A 14,201-nucleotide genomic window follows, 5' to 3' on the forward strand; every position below is an offset into this window, starting at 1 on the left:
GAGCGGGACTCGAAGCTCCAGCGGGACGCGATGCTCACGCTCGATGAAGCGACCGTACGGTTCGGGAGGCGTACCGTCCTCGACGCCGTCGGCCTCGACGTCGCCGAGCACGAGATCGTGTGTGTGCTCGGGCCCAGCGGCAGCGGCAAGTCGACGCTGCTGCGAGTCGTCGCGGGTCTGCAACACCTCGACTCCGGGCGGGTGTTCCTGGACGGCCGGGACCTGGGCGGGGTCCCCGCGCACAAGCGGGGCGTCGGCCTGATGTTCCAGGACCACCAGCTCTTCCCACAGCGCGATGTGGGCGGCAACGTGGCCTTCGGCCTGCGGATGCACGGTGCGGCGAAGGCCCAACAGGGCGCACGTGTGCAGGAGTTGTTGGAGCTCGTCGGCCTGCCGGGAGCCGCTTCCAGGGCCATCGCCTCCCTCTCCGGGGGCGAGCAGCAGCGCGTAGCCCTCGCCCGCGCGCTCGCCCCGCGCCCCCGGCTGCTCATGCTCGACGAACCGCTCGGCCAGCTCGACCGCTCCCTGCGCGAGCGGCTCGTGGTCGAACTCCGGGAACTCTTCGGCGAGTTGGGCACCACCGTGCTCGCGGTCACCCACGACCAAGGTGAGGCGTTCGCGCTCGCCGACCGGGTCGTGGTGATGCGCGACGGGCGGATCGCCCAGTCCGGTACGCCACTTGAGGTGTGGCAGCGGCCGGCGGACGAGTTCGTGGCCCGCTTCCTCGGCTTCGAGAACGTGATCGGCGCGAGTGTCAGCGGGGAGGCCGCGGACACGCCGTGGGGCAAGGTTCCGGTGCCCGACGGTGCCCCGCAGGGCGAGGTCATGCTGCTGATCAGGCCCGCGGGCGTACGGCTCGTGGCGCCGGCGGAGGGGCTGCGCTGTACGGTCGCGGCGCGCACGTTCCGCGGCACCCATGTCTCCGTACATCTGCAGCCGGAGGGCGCGCCGCGCCTGGAGGCGGCGTGCGCACTGCGGGACGCACCGGAGCCCGGCGACGAGGTCGGGGTGGCCTTCGACTCGGCAGAAATCGTCGTGCTGGACCAGGAGCAGGCGACCTAGGGTGCCGGGTATGACGCCACTCGGAATCGACCTCGGGCATGACCGCTACTGCGATGAGATCGTCGCGCAGACCGAGCTGTTGAGGAAGCACTTGAACGGCGCCGATCTCGGCGTGACCGTCCCGACCTGTCCGGACTGGACACTGCGGGAACTTGCCGTGCACGTGGGCGGCGCACACCGCTGGGCCGAGCACATCGTGCGTACCAGGGCGACCGAGGAGGTCCCGGAATCGCCGGTGTCCGGCTTGGCGGAGCCCGAGGACGACGATCTCGCGGCCCTCGACGCCTGGCTGGCCGAGGGTGCCGAGAAGACCGCCGCGACCCTGCGCGCCGCCGGGCCCGACACCGCGGTTTGGACCTGGTCCTGGGAGCGGACAGCCGGTTTCTGGGCGCGGCGTATGACGCTGGAGACGGTGATCCACCGGGCGGACGCGGCGATCGCGGCCGGTGCGCGCTACGAGGTCGCGCCCGAGCTGGCCGCCGACGCGATCGACGAGTGGCTGCAGATCGTCCAGTACGCGCAGCGGGCGATGCCGGAGGACGCGGCGAGTGAGCTGCGCGGGCCGGGCCGCAGCATCCACCTCCACGCGACCGACACCCCGGCCGAGTTGAACGCCGAGTGGTTCATCGTGCTCACGGAGGACGGTGTGACCTGGCGCCGCGGCCACGAGAAGGCGACGGTCGCGCTGCGCGGGCCGCTCACCGAGGTGCTGCTCGCCTTCTACCGCCGACTCCCGCTGAGCGGAGGGCAGTTGGAGGTCCTGGGCGAACCGGGGCTGCTGGGGTTCTGGCTGGAGCGGGCCACATTCGAATGACAGATGCGGCCCGCCCAGGCCCGCCCTCGGCTTCAGCCGACGGTTGTCCGAGCCAGCCGGACCAGTGCCTCCGGTGCCTCCTCGACATGGTCCACGAGGGCGATCCGTGGCTCCATCGAGCGGTTCCTGGCCAGCGACTGGAGCAGCGGCCAGACCGGCAGCCGCTCCGTCCAGTGGACGCGGTCGACCAGGACCATGGGGGTGGGCTCGCCGCGCGACTCGTAGTAGTTCGGCGTCGCGTTGTCGAAGACCTCCTGTACGGTCCCGGCGGCGCCCGGCAGGAAGACGACGCCCGCGTTCGAGCGGGCCAGCAGGCCGTCCTCGCGAGTGGCGTTGGCGAAGTACTTGGCGATGTGGGAGGCGAAGGCGTTCGGCGGCTCATGGCCGTAGAACCAGGTGGGGATCCCGACCGAGTGGTTGCCCTTCGGCCAGCGCTCGCGCACCTCGAAGGCGCACCGCGCCCAGTCGGTGATCGAGGGCGTGAAAGACGGCGCCTTGCCGAGGAGTTGGCAGGTATCCTCCAGCATCGCGTCGTCGTACGGCGCTGCGTACGCGCCCAGGTTCGCCGCCTCCATGGCTCCCGGGCCGCCGCCCGTCGCCACCGTGAAACCGGCCCGTGCCAGCGCACGCCCGAGCCGCGCGGCGCGCTCGTACGCCTGAGTTCCCCGGGCCATCGCGTGGCCGCCCATCACGCCCACCACCCGTGTCCCGCGCAGGAGTTCGTCCAGGGCGTCCGAGACGGAGTCGTCGTGGACGGAGCGCAGCATCGACGCGTAGACGTCGCCATCGGCCTTGGTGTGCTGGAACCAGGCGTAGGCGAGGGCGTCCGGCGTCTGCTCGTAGCCCTTGTCGAGTGAGGCGAACAGCTCGCCGGGCGTGTAGACATGACCGCGGTACGGGTCGAAGGGCAAGTCTGGGACCGGCGGGAAGACGAGTGCGCCGGCGGCGCGGACCTTCGCCGCCGCCTCCTCCCGCATCGGGCAGCCGAGGAAGACGGCGCCCGCGGTGTCGGTGGTGAGCAACTCCCGTGTACGGTCCGTCAGATCAACTGCCTGGACGCGGAATCCGGCGAGCGTGCCGCGAGCGGAGACGATCGCGTCGAACTCTTCGAGGGTCTCGATCTCGTTGTCTTGGTGGTGGGCCGCATGGGCGGGCATAGTCTGCACCCCGCCCATGCTAGGAGTGGCCGTGTAAGCAACGCGTTGCGCCTGGACCTCAGCCCTCGACGGCCGCCGGGTCCATCCACATGATCTCCCAGGTGTGGCCGTCCGGGTCGTCGAAGGCGCGGCCGTACATCTGGCCGTAGTCCTGGGGCTCGCGGGTCTCCGTACCGCCCGCGGCGACGGCCTTGTCGACCAGCTCGTCGACCTTCTCGCGGCTCTCGGCGCTCAGACACAGCAGCACCTCGCTGGTCTTCGTCGAGTCCGCGATCTCCTTGTCCGTGAAGTCCGCGTAGCGCTGCTTCGTCATGATCATCGCGACGATCGTGTCGCTGATGACGATGCTCGCGCAGTTCTCGTCGGAGAACTGCTTGTTGATCTCGTAGCCGAGCTCGGTGAAGAACTTCTTCGAGGCGTCGAGGTCGTTCACGGCGAGGTTCACGAAGATCATCTGCTGGTACATGTGCGGTCTCTCCCCTTTTGTGCGGTGAAGTGTTGTTCGCAGGGTTGGACCAGATCCTCGTGGAAAACTCATCGGCCGGCGCGAACTTTTTTGGTACGGGGGATCAGTCGGTCAGCGGCACTGCCGCCAGCCCCGCGATCGCCCAGGTCAGCGGACCGAGGACGGCGAGCAGCGCGCCCGCGCGGAGTGCGGCGGCGCCGCGCAGCAGTGTGGCGGGCGCGCCGAGCCCGAGCAGTGCCGTCGTGGTGTCGGTACGGTCCTGCCTGGCCTCGACCGCGGCCGTCAGCAGCGTCCCGACGGCGCAGCCCGCCACGAGCAGCACGCCCAGCACGGTGAGCGGCCCGATCTCGGGGCGCGCGTCGGTATACAGCGCGGCCATGGCGTACGCCCCCGAAGCCACCGCGCACACCACGCCGAGCGGTCGGCCGATGCGCCCCGCCTCCTCCATGAGGATGCGCCCGGCCAGCAGTCGCAACGTGCCCGGCCGCACCGCCTGGAGCAGCCGGCCGCTCAGGTGGGTCAGCGCGGGGCCCGCCATCGCCAGGCCCAGCGTGGTGAGTGCCCAGCCCATGAGCACTCCGGCGGAGCCGCCCGCGAGCGAGCCGGGCAGGTCTGGACCGGACGCGGGGCCGCCGCGACTCGCGTACGTCTCGACTGCGAGCCCGGCGGCGAGCACCGCCACGCCCCAGGGCAGGCCGGTGGGAGTGGGGGTGGGAGCGGGGTACGGGTGCACCGGCGGGCCGGGGTCGTCGGAGTGAGCGTTGCTGAGCGCGGAGCCGTTGGCTTCGGTGATGCCTGTCTGAGTGCCGGTCCCGTAGGTCGTACGGGCGCCGGACTGTCTGCCTCCGCGTGGGCGCAGGGACAGCGCACTCGCCAGCGACGCGGCGATCGGCACCAGCGCCAGCAGCGTGATCGTGGCCGCGAGGGGCAACGGCTGGTTCCCGGCGAGCAGTTCGGCGGCCCCGCCGTCGAAGGGCAGACCGCTCAGATCGCCGCGCAGATGGAGCACGCAGAGCAGCGCGACCAGCGAACCGAGCGCGCAGGACACCGCGGTGGAGATCGCCGCCAGCAGCATCAGCCGGCCCGGTCCCAGGCCGATGGCGAAGAGTCCGGGGCGGGGACGGGTGGCCGGGTCGGTACGTGCCACCGCCACCGCGAACTGCACGGTGGCGGCGAGCGGCGCCAGACACCACGCGAGCCGGATGACCGCGCCGGACGAATCGTGCGAGTGCCCCATCGCGAACCCCAGGGCGCACAGGAGCAGGAAGCCCGTGCCCGCCGACGCCACCGCGACCAGGAATCGGCGCAGTTGCACGGCGGGCCGGGCGCCCCGGGCTAGGCGGAGAGCGAGCACGCGGCCCGGCCTTCCGACTCGGTCTCGGTGGCCTCGGGCAGATGGACGGTGTTCACGCGCCGCCCGTCGAGCAGGGACACCCTGCGGTCGGCGAGGGCCGCGGTGTCCGCGTCGTGCGTGGCCAGCACCACCGTGATGCCGTGCGAACGGGCCGCCGACGTGAGCGTACGCAGGACATTGGCGCGGTCGACGTGGTGCAGTGGCGCGGTCGGCTCGTCGGCGAAGAGCACGGTGGGCGCCGGGACCAGCGCGCGAGCGATGGCGACGCGCTGGCGCTCGGCCTGGAGCAGGGCGTACGGGCGCCGACGGGCACAACTGCCGATGTCGAGGCGTTCCAGCCACTCCAGGGCAGTGGTCTTGGCCTGGCGGCGCCCAACGCCGCGCAGCATCAGCGGCAGCGCGGCGTTCTCCCAGGCGTTCAGCTCGGGTACCAGGACGGGCGCCGGGTCGATCCAGCCGAAGCGGTCGCGGCGCAGGCGTTCGCGGGTGTGCGGGCCCATGGTGTGCACGGGCGTGCTGTTGAACCAGACCTCCCCCTGCTGCGGCAGGAGTTGCCCGGACAGGCACCTCAGCAGCGTGGTCTTGCCACTCCCGCGCGGGCCGCCGACGGCGAGGATCTCGCCCACGCGAACCCCGAGCGAGACGCCGCTGAGCGCGGGGGAGCCGTTGTGCTTGACATGCAGAGCGCGTGCCCAGAGCACGTCGTTGTCCGGCGGGGCCATCATCGCGTACACCTCGGTTCGATCAGAAATGCCGTGCTGAGTCCCCCGTACGAGGGAACGAAGGCAGGGGCATTCGGTCACGGCCCCGGTCACGCGTAGGGTGCGTCGTGGGCAGTGCGTCGCGAGAACCAAGCACGCGCTACCTCCTAGGCATTTATGCCGTCCGGGCTGGTTTCAACCCGGCTGGTGTTGATCGCGTAAGACTCGATCGTTCGCCGAGCGACCGAGCGGCGTGAACCAGGAATCCCCCTCGGCCACGAGGGGGAGGATTCAATGGGCACGCTAGGGAGTCAGTGGCGTGAGTACAGACAGCACGCGGCCCCGGGCCACCCGTTCTCACTCGAACGGGCTCCACCGGGGCCGGTGTTGATCACCTAGAAGGAAGATCAGAGCTGGGTCCACGCCTCCGTCAGCACCTGGCGGACGATCGACTCGATCTCGTCGAACGTGGACTGGTCCGAGATCAGCGGCGGCGCGAGCTGCACCACCGGGTCACCGCGGTCGTCGGCGCGGCAGTACAGGCCGTACTCGAAGAGCTTCTTGGAGACGAAGCCGTAGAGCACGCGCTCCGACTCCTCGTCCGTGAAGCTCTCCTTGGTGGCCTTGTCCTTCACCAGCTCGATGCCGTAGAAGAAGCCGTTGCCGCGGACGTCGCCGACGATCGGCAGGTCGTGCAGCTTCTGCAGGGTCGTCAGGAATGCGTTCTCGTTGTCGAGCACGTGCTGGTTGAGCTTCTCGCGTTCGAACAGGTCGAGGTTGGCGAGGCCCACCGCGGCAGACACGGGGTGGCCGCCGAAGGTGTAGCCGTGCAGGAAGGTGTTGTCGCCCTTGTAGAACGGCTCGGCGACGCGGTCCGAGACGATGCAGGCGCCTATGGGGGAGTAGCCCGAGGTCATGCCCTTGGCGCAGGTGATCATGTCCGGGACGTATCCGAACTTGTCGCAGGCGAACATCGTGCCGAGCCGGCCGAAGGCGCAGATGACCTCGTCGGAGACGAGCAGCACGTCGTACTGGTCGCAGATCTCGCGTACCCGCTGGAAGTAGCCGGGCGGCGGCGGGAAACAGCCGCCCGCGTTCTGCACCGGCTCCAGGAAGACGGCCGCGACCGTCTCCGGGCCTTCGAAGAGGATCTGCTGCTCGATCTGGTCGGCGGCCCAGCGGCCGAAGGCCTCCGGGTCGTCGCCGTGGATCGGGGCGCGGTAGATGTTGGTGTTCGGGACCTTGTGGGCGCCGGGGACCAGTGGCTCGAAGGGAGCCTTCAGGGCGGGCAGGCCGGTGATGGACAGGGCGCCCTGCGGGGTGCCGTGGTAGGCTACCGCGCGCGAGATGACCTTGTACTTGGTCGGCTTGCCCTGGAGCTTGAAGTACTGCTTGGCGAGCTTCCAGGCGGTCTCGACCGCCTCGCCGCCACCCGTGGTGAAGAAGACCTTGTTCAGATCGCCGGGGGCGTGGCCGGCGAGGCGCTCGGCCAGCTCGATCGCCTTGGGGTGGGCGTACGACCAGACCGGGAAGAAGGCCAGCTCCTGCGCCTGCTTGGAGGCGGTCTCGGCCAGCTCCACCCGGCCGTGTCCGGCCTGGACCACGAACAGCCCCGCGAGACCGTCGAGGTAGCGCTTGCCCTGGTCGTCGTAGATGTAGGTGCCCTCGCCCCGGACGATGGTGGGGACGGGCGCGTTCTCGTACGAGGACATGCGGGTGAAGTGCATCCACAGGTGGTCGTACGCGACTTTGCTGAGGTCCTTGCTCACGGCTATCGGGTTCCCCACATGTAGGTCTGCTTCTTGAGCTTCAGGTAGACGAAGCTCTCGGTGGAGCGCACGCCGGGCAGGGCCCGGATGCGTTTGTTGATGACGTCCAGAAGGTGGTCGTCGTCCTCGCAGACGATCTCGGCGAGCAGGTCGAAGGAGCCGGCTGTCATCACCACGTACTCGACTTCCGGCATGTCGCTCAGTGCGTCGGCCACGGTCTCGGTGTCGCCCTCGACATTGATGCCGACCATCGCCTGCCTGCGGAAACCCACGGTGAGTGGGTCCGTGACGGCGACGATCTGCATCACGCCCTGGTCGAGCAGCTTCTGGACGCGCTGGCGGACGGCCGCCTCCGAGAGGCCGACGGCCTTGCCGATCGCCGCGTACGGCCTCCGGCCGTCTTCCTGGAGTTGCTCGATGATGGCGAGCGAGACATCGTCCAGCGGGGGAGTGGTGTTCCCCGACCGGGTTTCTCGGGAGCCCTTTGGCTCTGCGCTGCGACTGACCACGTGCTCACTGTGCATGAGACCTCGGCAGTTCCGCAAGGGATGTTCGATGAAATCCGTTGTTTGCAGGGCTGGTAGTTGCGGATTTCGCAGCTCTGGGCCGATCGGGGGTGTTGAAAACGTGGAGCGTCGGACTAGGGTGGGTGTCTCAAGGACTGGACACCTGACAGGAGGGCCGGCAGTGAGCACTGAGCTGCGTCGTCTGCGCAACTACATCGACGGAGAGTTCCGCGATGCCGCCGATGGACGGACGACCGAGGTGGTCAACCCCGCGACGGGCGAGGCGTACGCCACCGCGCCGCTGTCCGGGCAGGCGGACGTCGACGCCGCGATGGCCGCCGCGGCCGCGGCCTTCCCGGCCTGGCGCGACCTGGTACCGGCCGAGCGTCAGAAGGCCCTTCTCAAGATCGCGGACGCCTTCGAGGAGCGGGCCGAGGAACTCATCGCCGCGGAGGTCCAGAACACCGGCAAGCCGATCGGGCTGACCCGGTCCGAAGAGATCCCGCCCATGGTCGACCAGATCCGCTTCTTCGCGGGTGCCGCCCGGATGCTCGAGGGCCGCGCGGCCGGGGAGTACATGGACGGCATGACCTCCATCATCCGCCGCGAGCCCGTCGGCGTCTGCGCGCAGGTCGCGCCCTGGAACTACCCGATGATGATGGCCGTATGGAAGTTCGCCCCGGCGCTCGCCGCGGGCAACACGGTGGTGCTGAAGCCGTCCGACACCACCCCGGCCTCGACCCTCCTGATCGCCGACATCATCGGCTCGGTCGTCCCGAAGGGCGTCTTCAACGTCATCTGCGGCGACCGTGACACCGGCCGTCTGATGGTCGAGCACCCGACCCCGGCGATGGCTTCGATCACCGGTTCCGTACGGGCCGGCATGCAGGTCGCCGAGTCCGCCTCCAAGGACGTCAAGCGGGTTCATCTGGAGCTGGGCGGCAAGGCGCCGGTCGTCGTCTTCGAGGACACCGACATCGCCAAGGCCGTCGAGGACATCTCGGTCGCGGGCTTCTTCAACGCGGGCCAGGACTGCACGGCCGCGACCCGCGTCCTTGTCCAGGAGTCCATCCACGACGAGTTCGTGGCCGCGCTCGCCAAGGCCGCCGCCGACACGAAGACGGGGCAGCCGGACGACGAGGACGTGCTGTACGGGCCGCTGAACAACCCGAACCAGCTCAAGCAGGTCAGCGGCTTCATCGAGCGGCTGCCCGCCCACGCGCGCGTGGAGACCGGCGGCAAGCGCGTCGGCGACAAGGGCTTCTTCTACGCCCCGACCGTCGTCTCCGGCCTCAAGCAGGACGACGAGATCATCCAGAAGGAGGTCTTCGGGCCGGTCATCACCGTCCAGTCCTTCACGGACGAGGCCCAGGCCGTCGAGTGGGCCAACGACGTCGAGTACGCCCTCGCCTCCTCCGTCTGGACGAAGGACCACGCGCGCGCGATGCGCATGTCCAAGTCCCTGGACTTCGGCTGCGTATGGATCAACACACACATCCCGCTGGTCGCGGAGATGCCGCACGGCGGCTTCAAGAAGTCGGGTTACGGCAAGGACCTGTCGTCGTACGGCTTCGACGACTACACGCGGATCAAGCACGTGATGACATCGCTGGGCTGACCCACGACGGACCGGGGGGGTGCGGGCCTGCTCTGGACAGAGCAGGCCCGCACTTTCGTGCTCAGGACCCGAAGGCGGCGCGGAGGATCCGCTCCTCCACCGGGTTCATGGCCACGGCCTTCGCGTCGGTCGCGTTGATCGAGTGGACGAGGGTGCGGGAGAGATCGGGGGTCGTGGTGATCACCGTGCGGTGGCCGGGACGGGAGCCGGACTTGAGCCAGAGGGTGAGGCCGTCCTTGCTGTAGTACTGCAGACCCGCGCTCATGGTCGCCTCGCTCTCCTCGACCTTCGGCAGGGTGAGCATCTCCTTCTTCAGCAAGGGCTGTGGGACGACCTTTCCCCGGAACAGGCCGAGGAGCAGACGTTCCAGGTCCGCCGCTGTGGAGATCATGTCACCTGCCGCCCAGCGGTCCGACATGTTCCACTCCGTGGCGTCCACGAGGCGGCCGTCGGTGAGTTTCTGGTAGCCGCGGTTGTGGGGGCCGTGGATGCGGGGGTCGGCTCCGCAGGGGAAGGATGTGTTCTGCATGCCGAGCGGCTTGAAGATTCGTATGGCTGCCTGGTGTTCGTACGAGTCGTTCGTGACCTTCTCGATGAGCATGCCGAGCACGGTGTAGTCGATGTTGCCGTACACCTGCCGCCGGCCCGGATCGAACGCGGACCCCTTGGCGACGGACGAGGCCACGACCTCCTCGGGCGTCAACGTCCTGTAGCGGTTCTCGAAGCCCTCACCGTCTACGTCGCCCAGTGAAATGCCCGGTCGCAGGCCACTGGTGAAGGTCAGCAACTGCCGTACGGTGATGGGGTCGAAGTCGTCCGAGAGCAGGCCGGGAAGGTACGTCTGGACGTGCCCGTCCAGGTCCACCTCCCCCTCGGCCGCGAGCTGGAGCACGACGGCCGCCGTGACCACCTTGGTCGTGGTCAAGAGTGTTGTCAGGGGCATCCCTTAAGGTCCTCGGTCGTATCCGTGAAAAAGTTGTTATCGCGAAGAGGTTTCGCCGTCTCCTGTGCACACGCGGCACACAAGCCCCACCTGACACCAACAAGCCGCGGCCCCAGACTCGTTGTCGTACAGGAGCTCTTCATGGCAGAGCACAACAGGCACCGCATAAGCCGTCGCAACATGGTCAAGATCGCCGGAGGCGTGGCCGCCGGCGGCGTGGTGGGCGGCATGGCGGTCTCGCTGAGTGGCCGCGACTCGGCCGGTGCCGCGCAGACCGGTACGCCCGCCTCCTCGCCCAGCACCTCCAGTACCGCCGCCCCCAAGGCGGCCTTCGCGCATCCCGGGATGCTGCACAACGCCGGCGACCTCAACCGGGCCAGGACGCGCGTGGCCGCGAAGGCGGAGCCCTGGCTGGCGGGCTGGCAGCGGCTGACGGCCAACCGGCACTCCGCGAGCACCTGGAAGCCCAACGCACGGGACACCATCATCCGCGGCGGCGCGGGCCAGAACTACGGCATCCTCTTCAACGACATCCACGCCGCCTACCAGAACGCCCTGCGCTGGAAGATCGCCGGCACCAAGGAGAACGCCGAGACGGCCGTCGCGATCCTCAACGCCTGGTCGGGCACGCTCACCACGCTCACCGGGAACTCCGACCGATTCCTGGCGTCCGGCATCTACGGCTACGAGTTCGCGAACGCCGCCGAACTCGTGCGCGACTACCCCGGCTTCGACCTGTCCCGCTTCAAGAAGATGCTGCTCAACGTCTTCTACCCGCTGAGCGACGACTTCCTGAAGCGCCACAACGGCGCCTTCATCACTAACTACTGGGCGAACTGGGACCTCTGCAACATCGCCGCCATCATGGCGATCGGCATCCTGTGCGACGACACCGCCAAGTTCGACCAAGCCGTGGAGTACTTCAAGAACGGCGAGGGCAACGGCTCCGTCAAGCACGCCGTCCCCTTCGTGTACGAGAACCAGGGCCTGGCCCAGTGGCAGGAGTCCGGCCGCGACCAGGGCCACACCGTGATGGGCATCGGCCTGATGGGCTCGATCTGCGAGATGGCGTGGAACCAGGGCGTCGACTTCTACGGCTACGACAACAACCGCCTGATGAAGGCCGCCGAGTACGTCGCGAAGTACAACCTGGGCGGAAATGTCCCCTTCACCAAGTACACCTGGGGCACCGGAACGCGGGGCGCCCGCCGCGAGCAGGCCGTGATCTCCAACATAGGCCGGGGCCAGATTCGTCCGGTTTGGGAGCTCTTGCACAACCACTACGCCCGGCGCCGCAGAATCTCAGTCCCCCACGTCACGGCGATGGCTGAGAAAGTACGTGCCGAAGGAGGCGGAGGAGACTACGGAGCCAACAGTGGCGGCTTCGACCAACTGGGCTTCGGGACGCTCCTTTACAGCAAGTGACACGTGTGCGGGAAGGGACGTACGTGGACGGTCGGCAGTGGCGTACGACCATCGCGGCAGCGCAGGCCGGTGACCGGCGTGCCCTGGACGAGCTGGTCAAGGGCTGGCTGCCGCTGGTCTACAACATCGTCGGCCGTGCACTCAACGGTCACGCGGACGTCGACGACGTCGTGCAGGAGACCATGCTCCGGGCCGTGGACAACCTGGGCTCGCTGCGCGATCCGGACAGTTTCCGCTCCTGGCTGGTCGCCATTGCGATGCGGCAGATACGGGACCGGGCGCGGCGCCGTACGTCCGAGTCGCTGGCCGAGAACGCCGCGCACGACGCCGCCGACTTCGCCGAACTGACCGTACTGCGGCTTCAGTTGGAGGGGCAGCGACGCGAGGTCGCGGAGGCGGTGCGCTGGCTCGACGACGAAGACCGGCAGCTCCTCTCGCTGTGGTGGCTGGAGGTCGCCGGCGAGCTCACCCGGCGCGAGCTGGCGTCGGCCCTCGGCATCAGCCGGCAGCACACCGCCGTGCGCGTCCAGCGGATGAAGGCCCGCCTGGAGACCGCGCGGGGCATCGTGCGGGCGCTCGACTCGTCCTGCCCTGATCTGCGCGAGGTCACCGCCCGCTGGGACGGGCAGCCCGACTCGGTGTGGCGCAAGCGGCTGGCCCGGCACATACGGGACTGCCGCCACTGTTCCGGGCGGCGCGAGAAGGTCGTACCGGCCGAACGCCTGCTCGTCGGGCTCGCGCTCGTCCCCGTCCCGGTCGGCTTCACGCTGTCGCTGGTGTTCGGCGGCAAGACGGCGGTCGCCGCGACGACGGCCGCCACGACCGTCGGCTGGTCCGCCAAGATCGTCGGCGTTTTCACCAAGCCGGCGGTGGCCATGACGGCCGGGGCGACGATGGTCGCGGGCGGCGCCTACGTCGTCACACAGCCGCCGGACGAGCCGCGCCCCCCCATCGCGGCCCCCACGGCGCGGAGCACGGTCCGCCCGAGTCCGTCGCCCACGCCGACGCCCACCCCCTCACCGACGAGTAGGCCCAGCCCGTACGGCACGGTCGTCGACGCCGTCGACCAGGCACCCGACCCGAACGCACGTCCCGCCGAGCTGCCGCGCCGGACCGAGTCCGGCATCACCAGCACCGGCGGCCCGCGGGCCGTGATGCAGCACCGCGGCGAGAGCGTGACGCTCAGCGGCCAGGGCTACGTACTGGTGCGCTGGCAGATCGCCCCGCACGACCGGCCCGGCGGCCTGGTCATGCCGACCTGGACGGGCCTGCGGGGCAAGCTCTTCCATGTCGCGTCCGGCGGCGGTCGCCGGATGGACGATGTCATCGGAGCCCGGCCCGGCTATGTCACCGGCATGGGCGGCCCGGACGTCGGCTACACCGTCCTGCCGGAAGGCACCCAGCAGATGTGGCAGAACGAGTACTTCTACGTCGACGGCACCGTCACCCTCAACGTCAACGAGCGCGGCGCCTCCTATGGCCTGACCGTCTTCCCGACGGACTGGGAAGCGGTGAACAAGGACATCACGACCGGCCCCGAACAGGGCGCCGTCCGCTACGGCCTCACCCGCGACAACGGCAAGGACACCGCTCCGGTGCCCCAGTACGTCACCCGCTCGAGGCCCACCGACCCGGCGACGGTGCCACAGCGCTCCCGGGTGACGACCTAGGGGGCTTCTGACGGCACCTGGCGCAGTGAGCACAGCGTGTCGATGCGGTTCGTCGTGATCGAGTCGGCTCCCGCGTCGAGGAGGCGGCGCATGGAGCGGCGGGTGTCGGGGGTCCAGGCCGACAGGAGGTAGCCGTCGCGGTGGACGCGGGCGGCGATGTCGCGGTCCACCAGGCTGAAGCGGTAGTTGAGCCAGCGGGGGCGTATTGCTTCGAGGAGGATGGGGCGCGGCGGCGCCAGGGTGGTCCAGGTGAGGGCGATCTCCGCGGCGGGGTCGGCCGCGCGCACGGCGAGCATGGTCTCGGGGCCGGCGCTGTAGTACACGCGCTCGTCGGCGCCGAGATCGCGGATGACGTCGACGATCCGGCGTACGGCCCGGGGGTTCGCGGTGCCCGGCAGGTCGACCATGAAGCGGCCGTGGCCGGTCGCCTTCAGGGCCTCCTCCAGGGTGGGAATGCCACCGGAGGTGAGCCCATGCACCTCGTCCGCGGAGAGCGAGAGCAGCGGCCGGTCGTGTTCCCACAGCCGCTTCAGCGTCGCGTCGTGCAGCAGCACCGGCACATCGTCGCGGGTCAGCCGGACATCGAACTCGACGGCGTCCGCGCCCCGTTGGAGTGCGGAACGCAGCGAGTCGATCGTGTTCTCGCGGACGCGGTAGGGGTCGCCGCGATGGGCCACGGCAGTCACGGTGCGCATGGGCCCATTGTGCTGGCAGGG

At 69.5% G+C, this 14,201-nt stretch carries 13 protein-coding genes; 5 read left to right on the plus strand and 8 right to left on the minus strand.

All coding sequences use genetic code 11. The features are described 5' to 3' along the window. The first annotated feature begins 30 nt into the window (after nt 1–30). On the plus strand, nt 31–1,062 hold the full coding sequence (locus ACFYO0_RS33110) for an ABC transporter ATP-binding protein (RefSeq protein ID WP_388683602.1): 1,032 nt from the start codon (nt 31–33) through the stop codon (nt 1,060–1,062). A gap of 10 nt (nt 1,063–1,072) precedes the next feature. After that, complete coding sequence (locus ACFYO0_RS33115; RefSeq protein WP_388683491.1) at nt 1,073–1,876, plus strand: maleylpyruvate isomerase family mycothiol-dependent enzyme; 804 nt, start codon at nt 1,073–1,075, stop codon at nt 1,874–1,876. A 32-nt stretch (nt 1,877–1,908) separates the two neighbouring features. On the opposite strand, the gene ACFYO0_RS33120 is transcribed toward ACFYO0_RS33115, so the two are convergent. The 6 genes from ACFYO0_RS33120 to ACFYO0_RS33145 all read right to left on the minus strand — a co-directional run bounded on the left by ACFYO0_RS33120 (nt 1,909) and on the right by ACFYO0_RS33145 (nt 7,847). Continuing rightward, the gene (locus ACFYO0_RS33120) at nt 1,909–3,042 is read right to left on the minus strand and encodes an LOG family protein (RefSeq protein ID WP_388683493.1); all 1,134 of its coding nucleotides are present in this window, start codon (nt 3,040–3,042) and stop codon (nt 1,909–1,911) included. Nucleotides 3,043–3,091: 49 nt separating this feature from the next. Next, nucleotides 3,092–3,499 (minus strand): VOC family protein, encoded by a 408-nt coding sequence (locus ACFYO0_RS33125; RefSeq protein ID WP_388683496.1) that lies wholly within the window; start codon nt 3,497–3,499, stop codon nt 3,092–3,094. 103 nt (nt 3,500–3,602) lie between these two features. Beyond that, nucleotides 3,603–4,853 (minus strand): hypothetical protein, encoded by a 1,251-nt coding sequence (locus tag ACFYO0_RS33130; protein WP_388683499.1) that lies wholly within the window; start codon nt 4,851–4,853, stop codon nt 3,603–3,605. Then, the gene (locus tag ACFYO0_RS33135; RefSeq protein ID WP_388683501.1) at nt 4,835–5,578 is read right to left on the minus strand and encodes an ABC transporter ATP-binding protein; all 744 of its coding nucleotides are present in this window, start codon (nt 5,576–5,578) and stop codon (nt 4,835–4,837) included. Before ACFYO0_RS33135 ends, ACFYO0_RS33130 begins: the two co-directional genes overlap by 19 nt. A gap of 383 nt (nt 5,579–5,961) precedes the next feature. Further along, nucleotides 5,962–7,341 (minus strand): aspartate aminotransferase family protein, encoded by a 1,380-nt coding sequence (locus tag ACFYO0_RS33140; RefSeq protein WP_388683504.1) that lies wholly within the window; start codon nt 7,339–7,341, stop codon nt 5,962–5,964. Further along, on the minus strand, nt 7,326–7,847 hold the full coding sequence (locus ACFYO0_RS33145) for an Lrp/AsnC family transcriptional regulator (protein ID WP_386346524.1): 522 nt from the start codon (nt 7,845–7,847) through the stop codon (nt 7,326–7,328). Before ACFYO0_RS33145 ends, ACFYO0_RS33140 begins: the two co-directional genes overlap by 16 nt. 163 nt (nt 7,848–8,010) lie before the next feature. On the opposite strand from ACFYO0_RS33145, the gene ACFYO0_RS33150 reads away from it, so the two are divergent. Further along, nucleotides 8,011–9,447 carry a gamma-aminobutyraldehyde dehydrogenase gene (locus ACFYO0_RS33150; RefSeq protein WP_388683505.1) on the plus strand — a complete coding sequence of 479 codons (1,437 nt, stop codon included), beginning with the start codon at nt 8,011–8,013 and terminating at the stop codon, nt 9,445–9,447. A gap of 61 nt (nt 9,448–9,508) precedes the next feature. On the opposite strand, the gene ACFYO0_RS33155 is transcribed toward ACFYO0_RS33150, so the two are convergent. After that, the gene (locus tag ACFYO0_RS33155) at nt 9,509–10,390 is read right to left on the minus strand and encodes a serine hydrolase domain-containing protein (protein WP_388683506.1); all 882 of its coding nucleotides are present in this window, start codon (nt 10,388–10,390) and stop codon (nt 9,509–9,511) included. 141 nt (nt 10,391–10,531) lie between these two features. Here ACFYO0_RS33155 and ACFYO0_RS33160 point away from each other — a divergent pair, with 141 nt between their 5' ends. Then, on the plus strand, nt 10,532–11,815 hold the full coding sequence (locus tag ACFYO0_RS33160) for an alginate lyase family protein (RefSeq protein ID WP_388683508.1): 1,284 nt from the start codon (nt 10,532–10,534) through the stop codon (nt 11,813–11,815). Nucleotides 11,816–11,838: 23 nt separating this feature from the next. Then, nucleotides 11,839–13,485: an RNA polymerase sigma factor gene (locus tag ACFYO0_RS33165; protein ID WP_388683510.1), complete on the plus strand. Its 1,647-nt coding sequence runs from the start codon at nt 11,839–11,841 to the stop codon at nt 13,483–13,485. Here ACFYO0_RS33165 and ACFYO0_RS33170 read toward each other — a convergent pair. Then, entirely contained in the window at nt 13,482–14,180 is a 699-nt protein-coding gene (locus ACFYO0_RS33170) for a glycerophosphodiester phosphodiesterase (RefSeq protein WP_388683513.1), read from the minus strand. The genes ACFYO0_RS33165 and ACFYO0_RS33170 overlap by 4 nt on opposite strands. Nucleotides 14,181–14,201 lie beyond the last annotated feature (21 nt).

Origin of the sequence: Streptomyces sp. NPDC006365, from assembly GCF_042870755.1 — a bacterium.
In the GTDB taxonomy this organism is placed as follows: Bacteria; Actinomycetota; Actinomycetes; order Streptomycetales; family Streptomycetaceae; genus Streptomyces; species Streptomyces xiangluensis.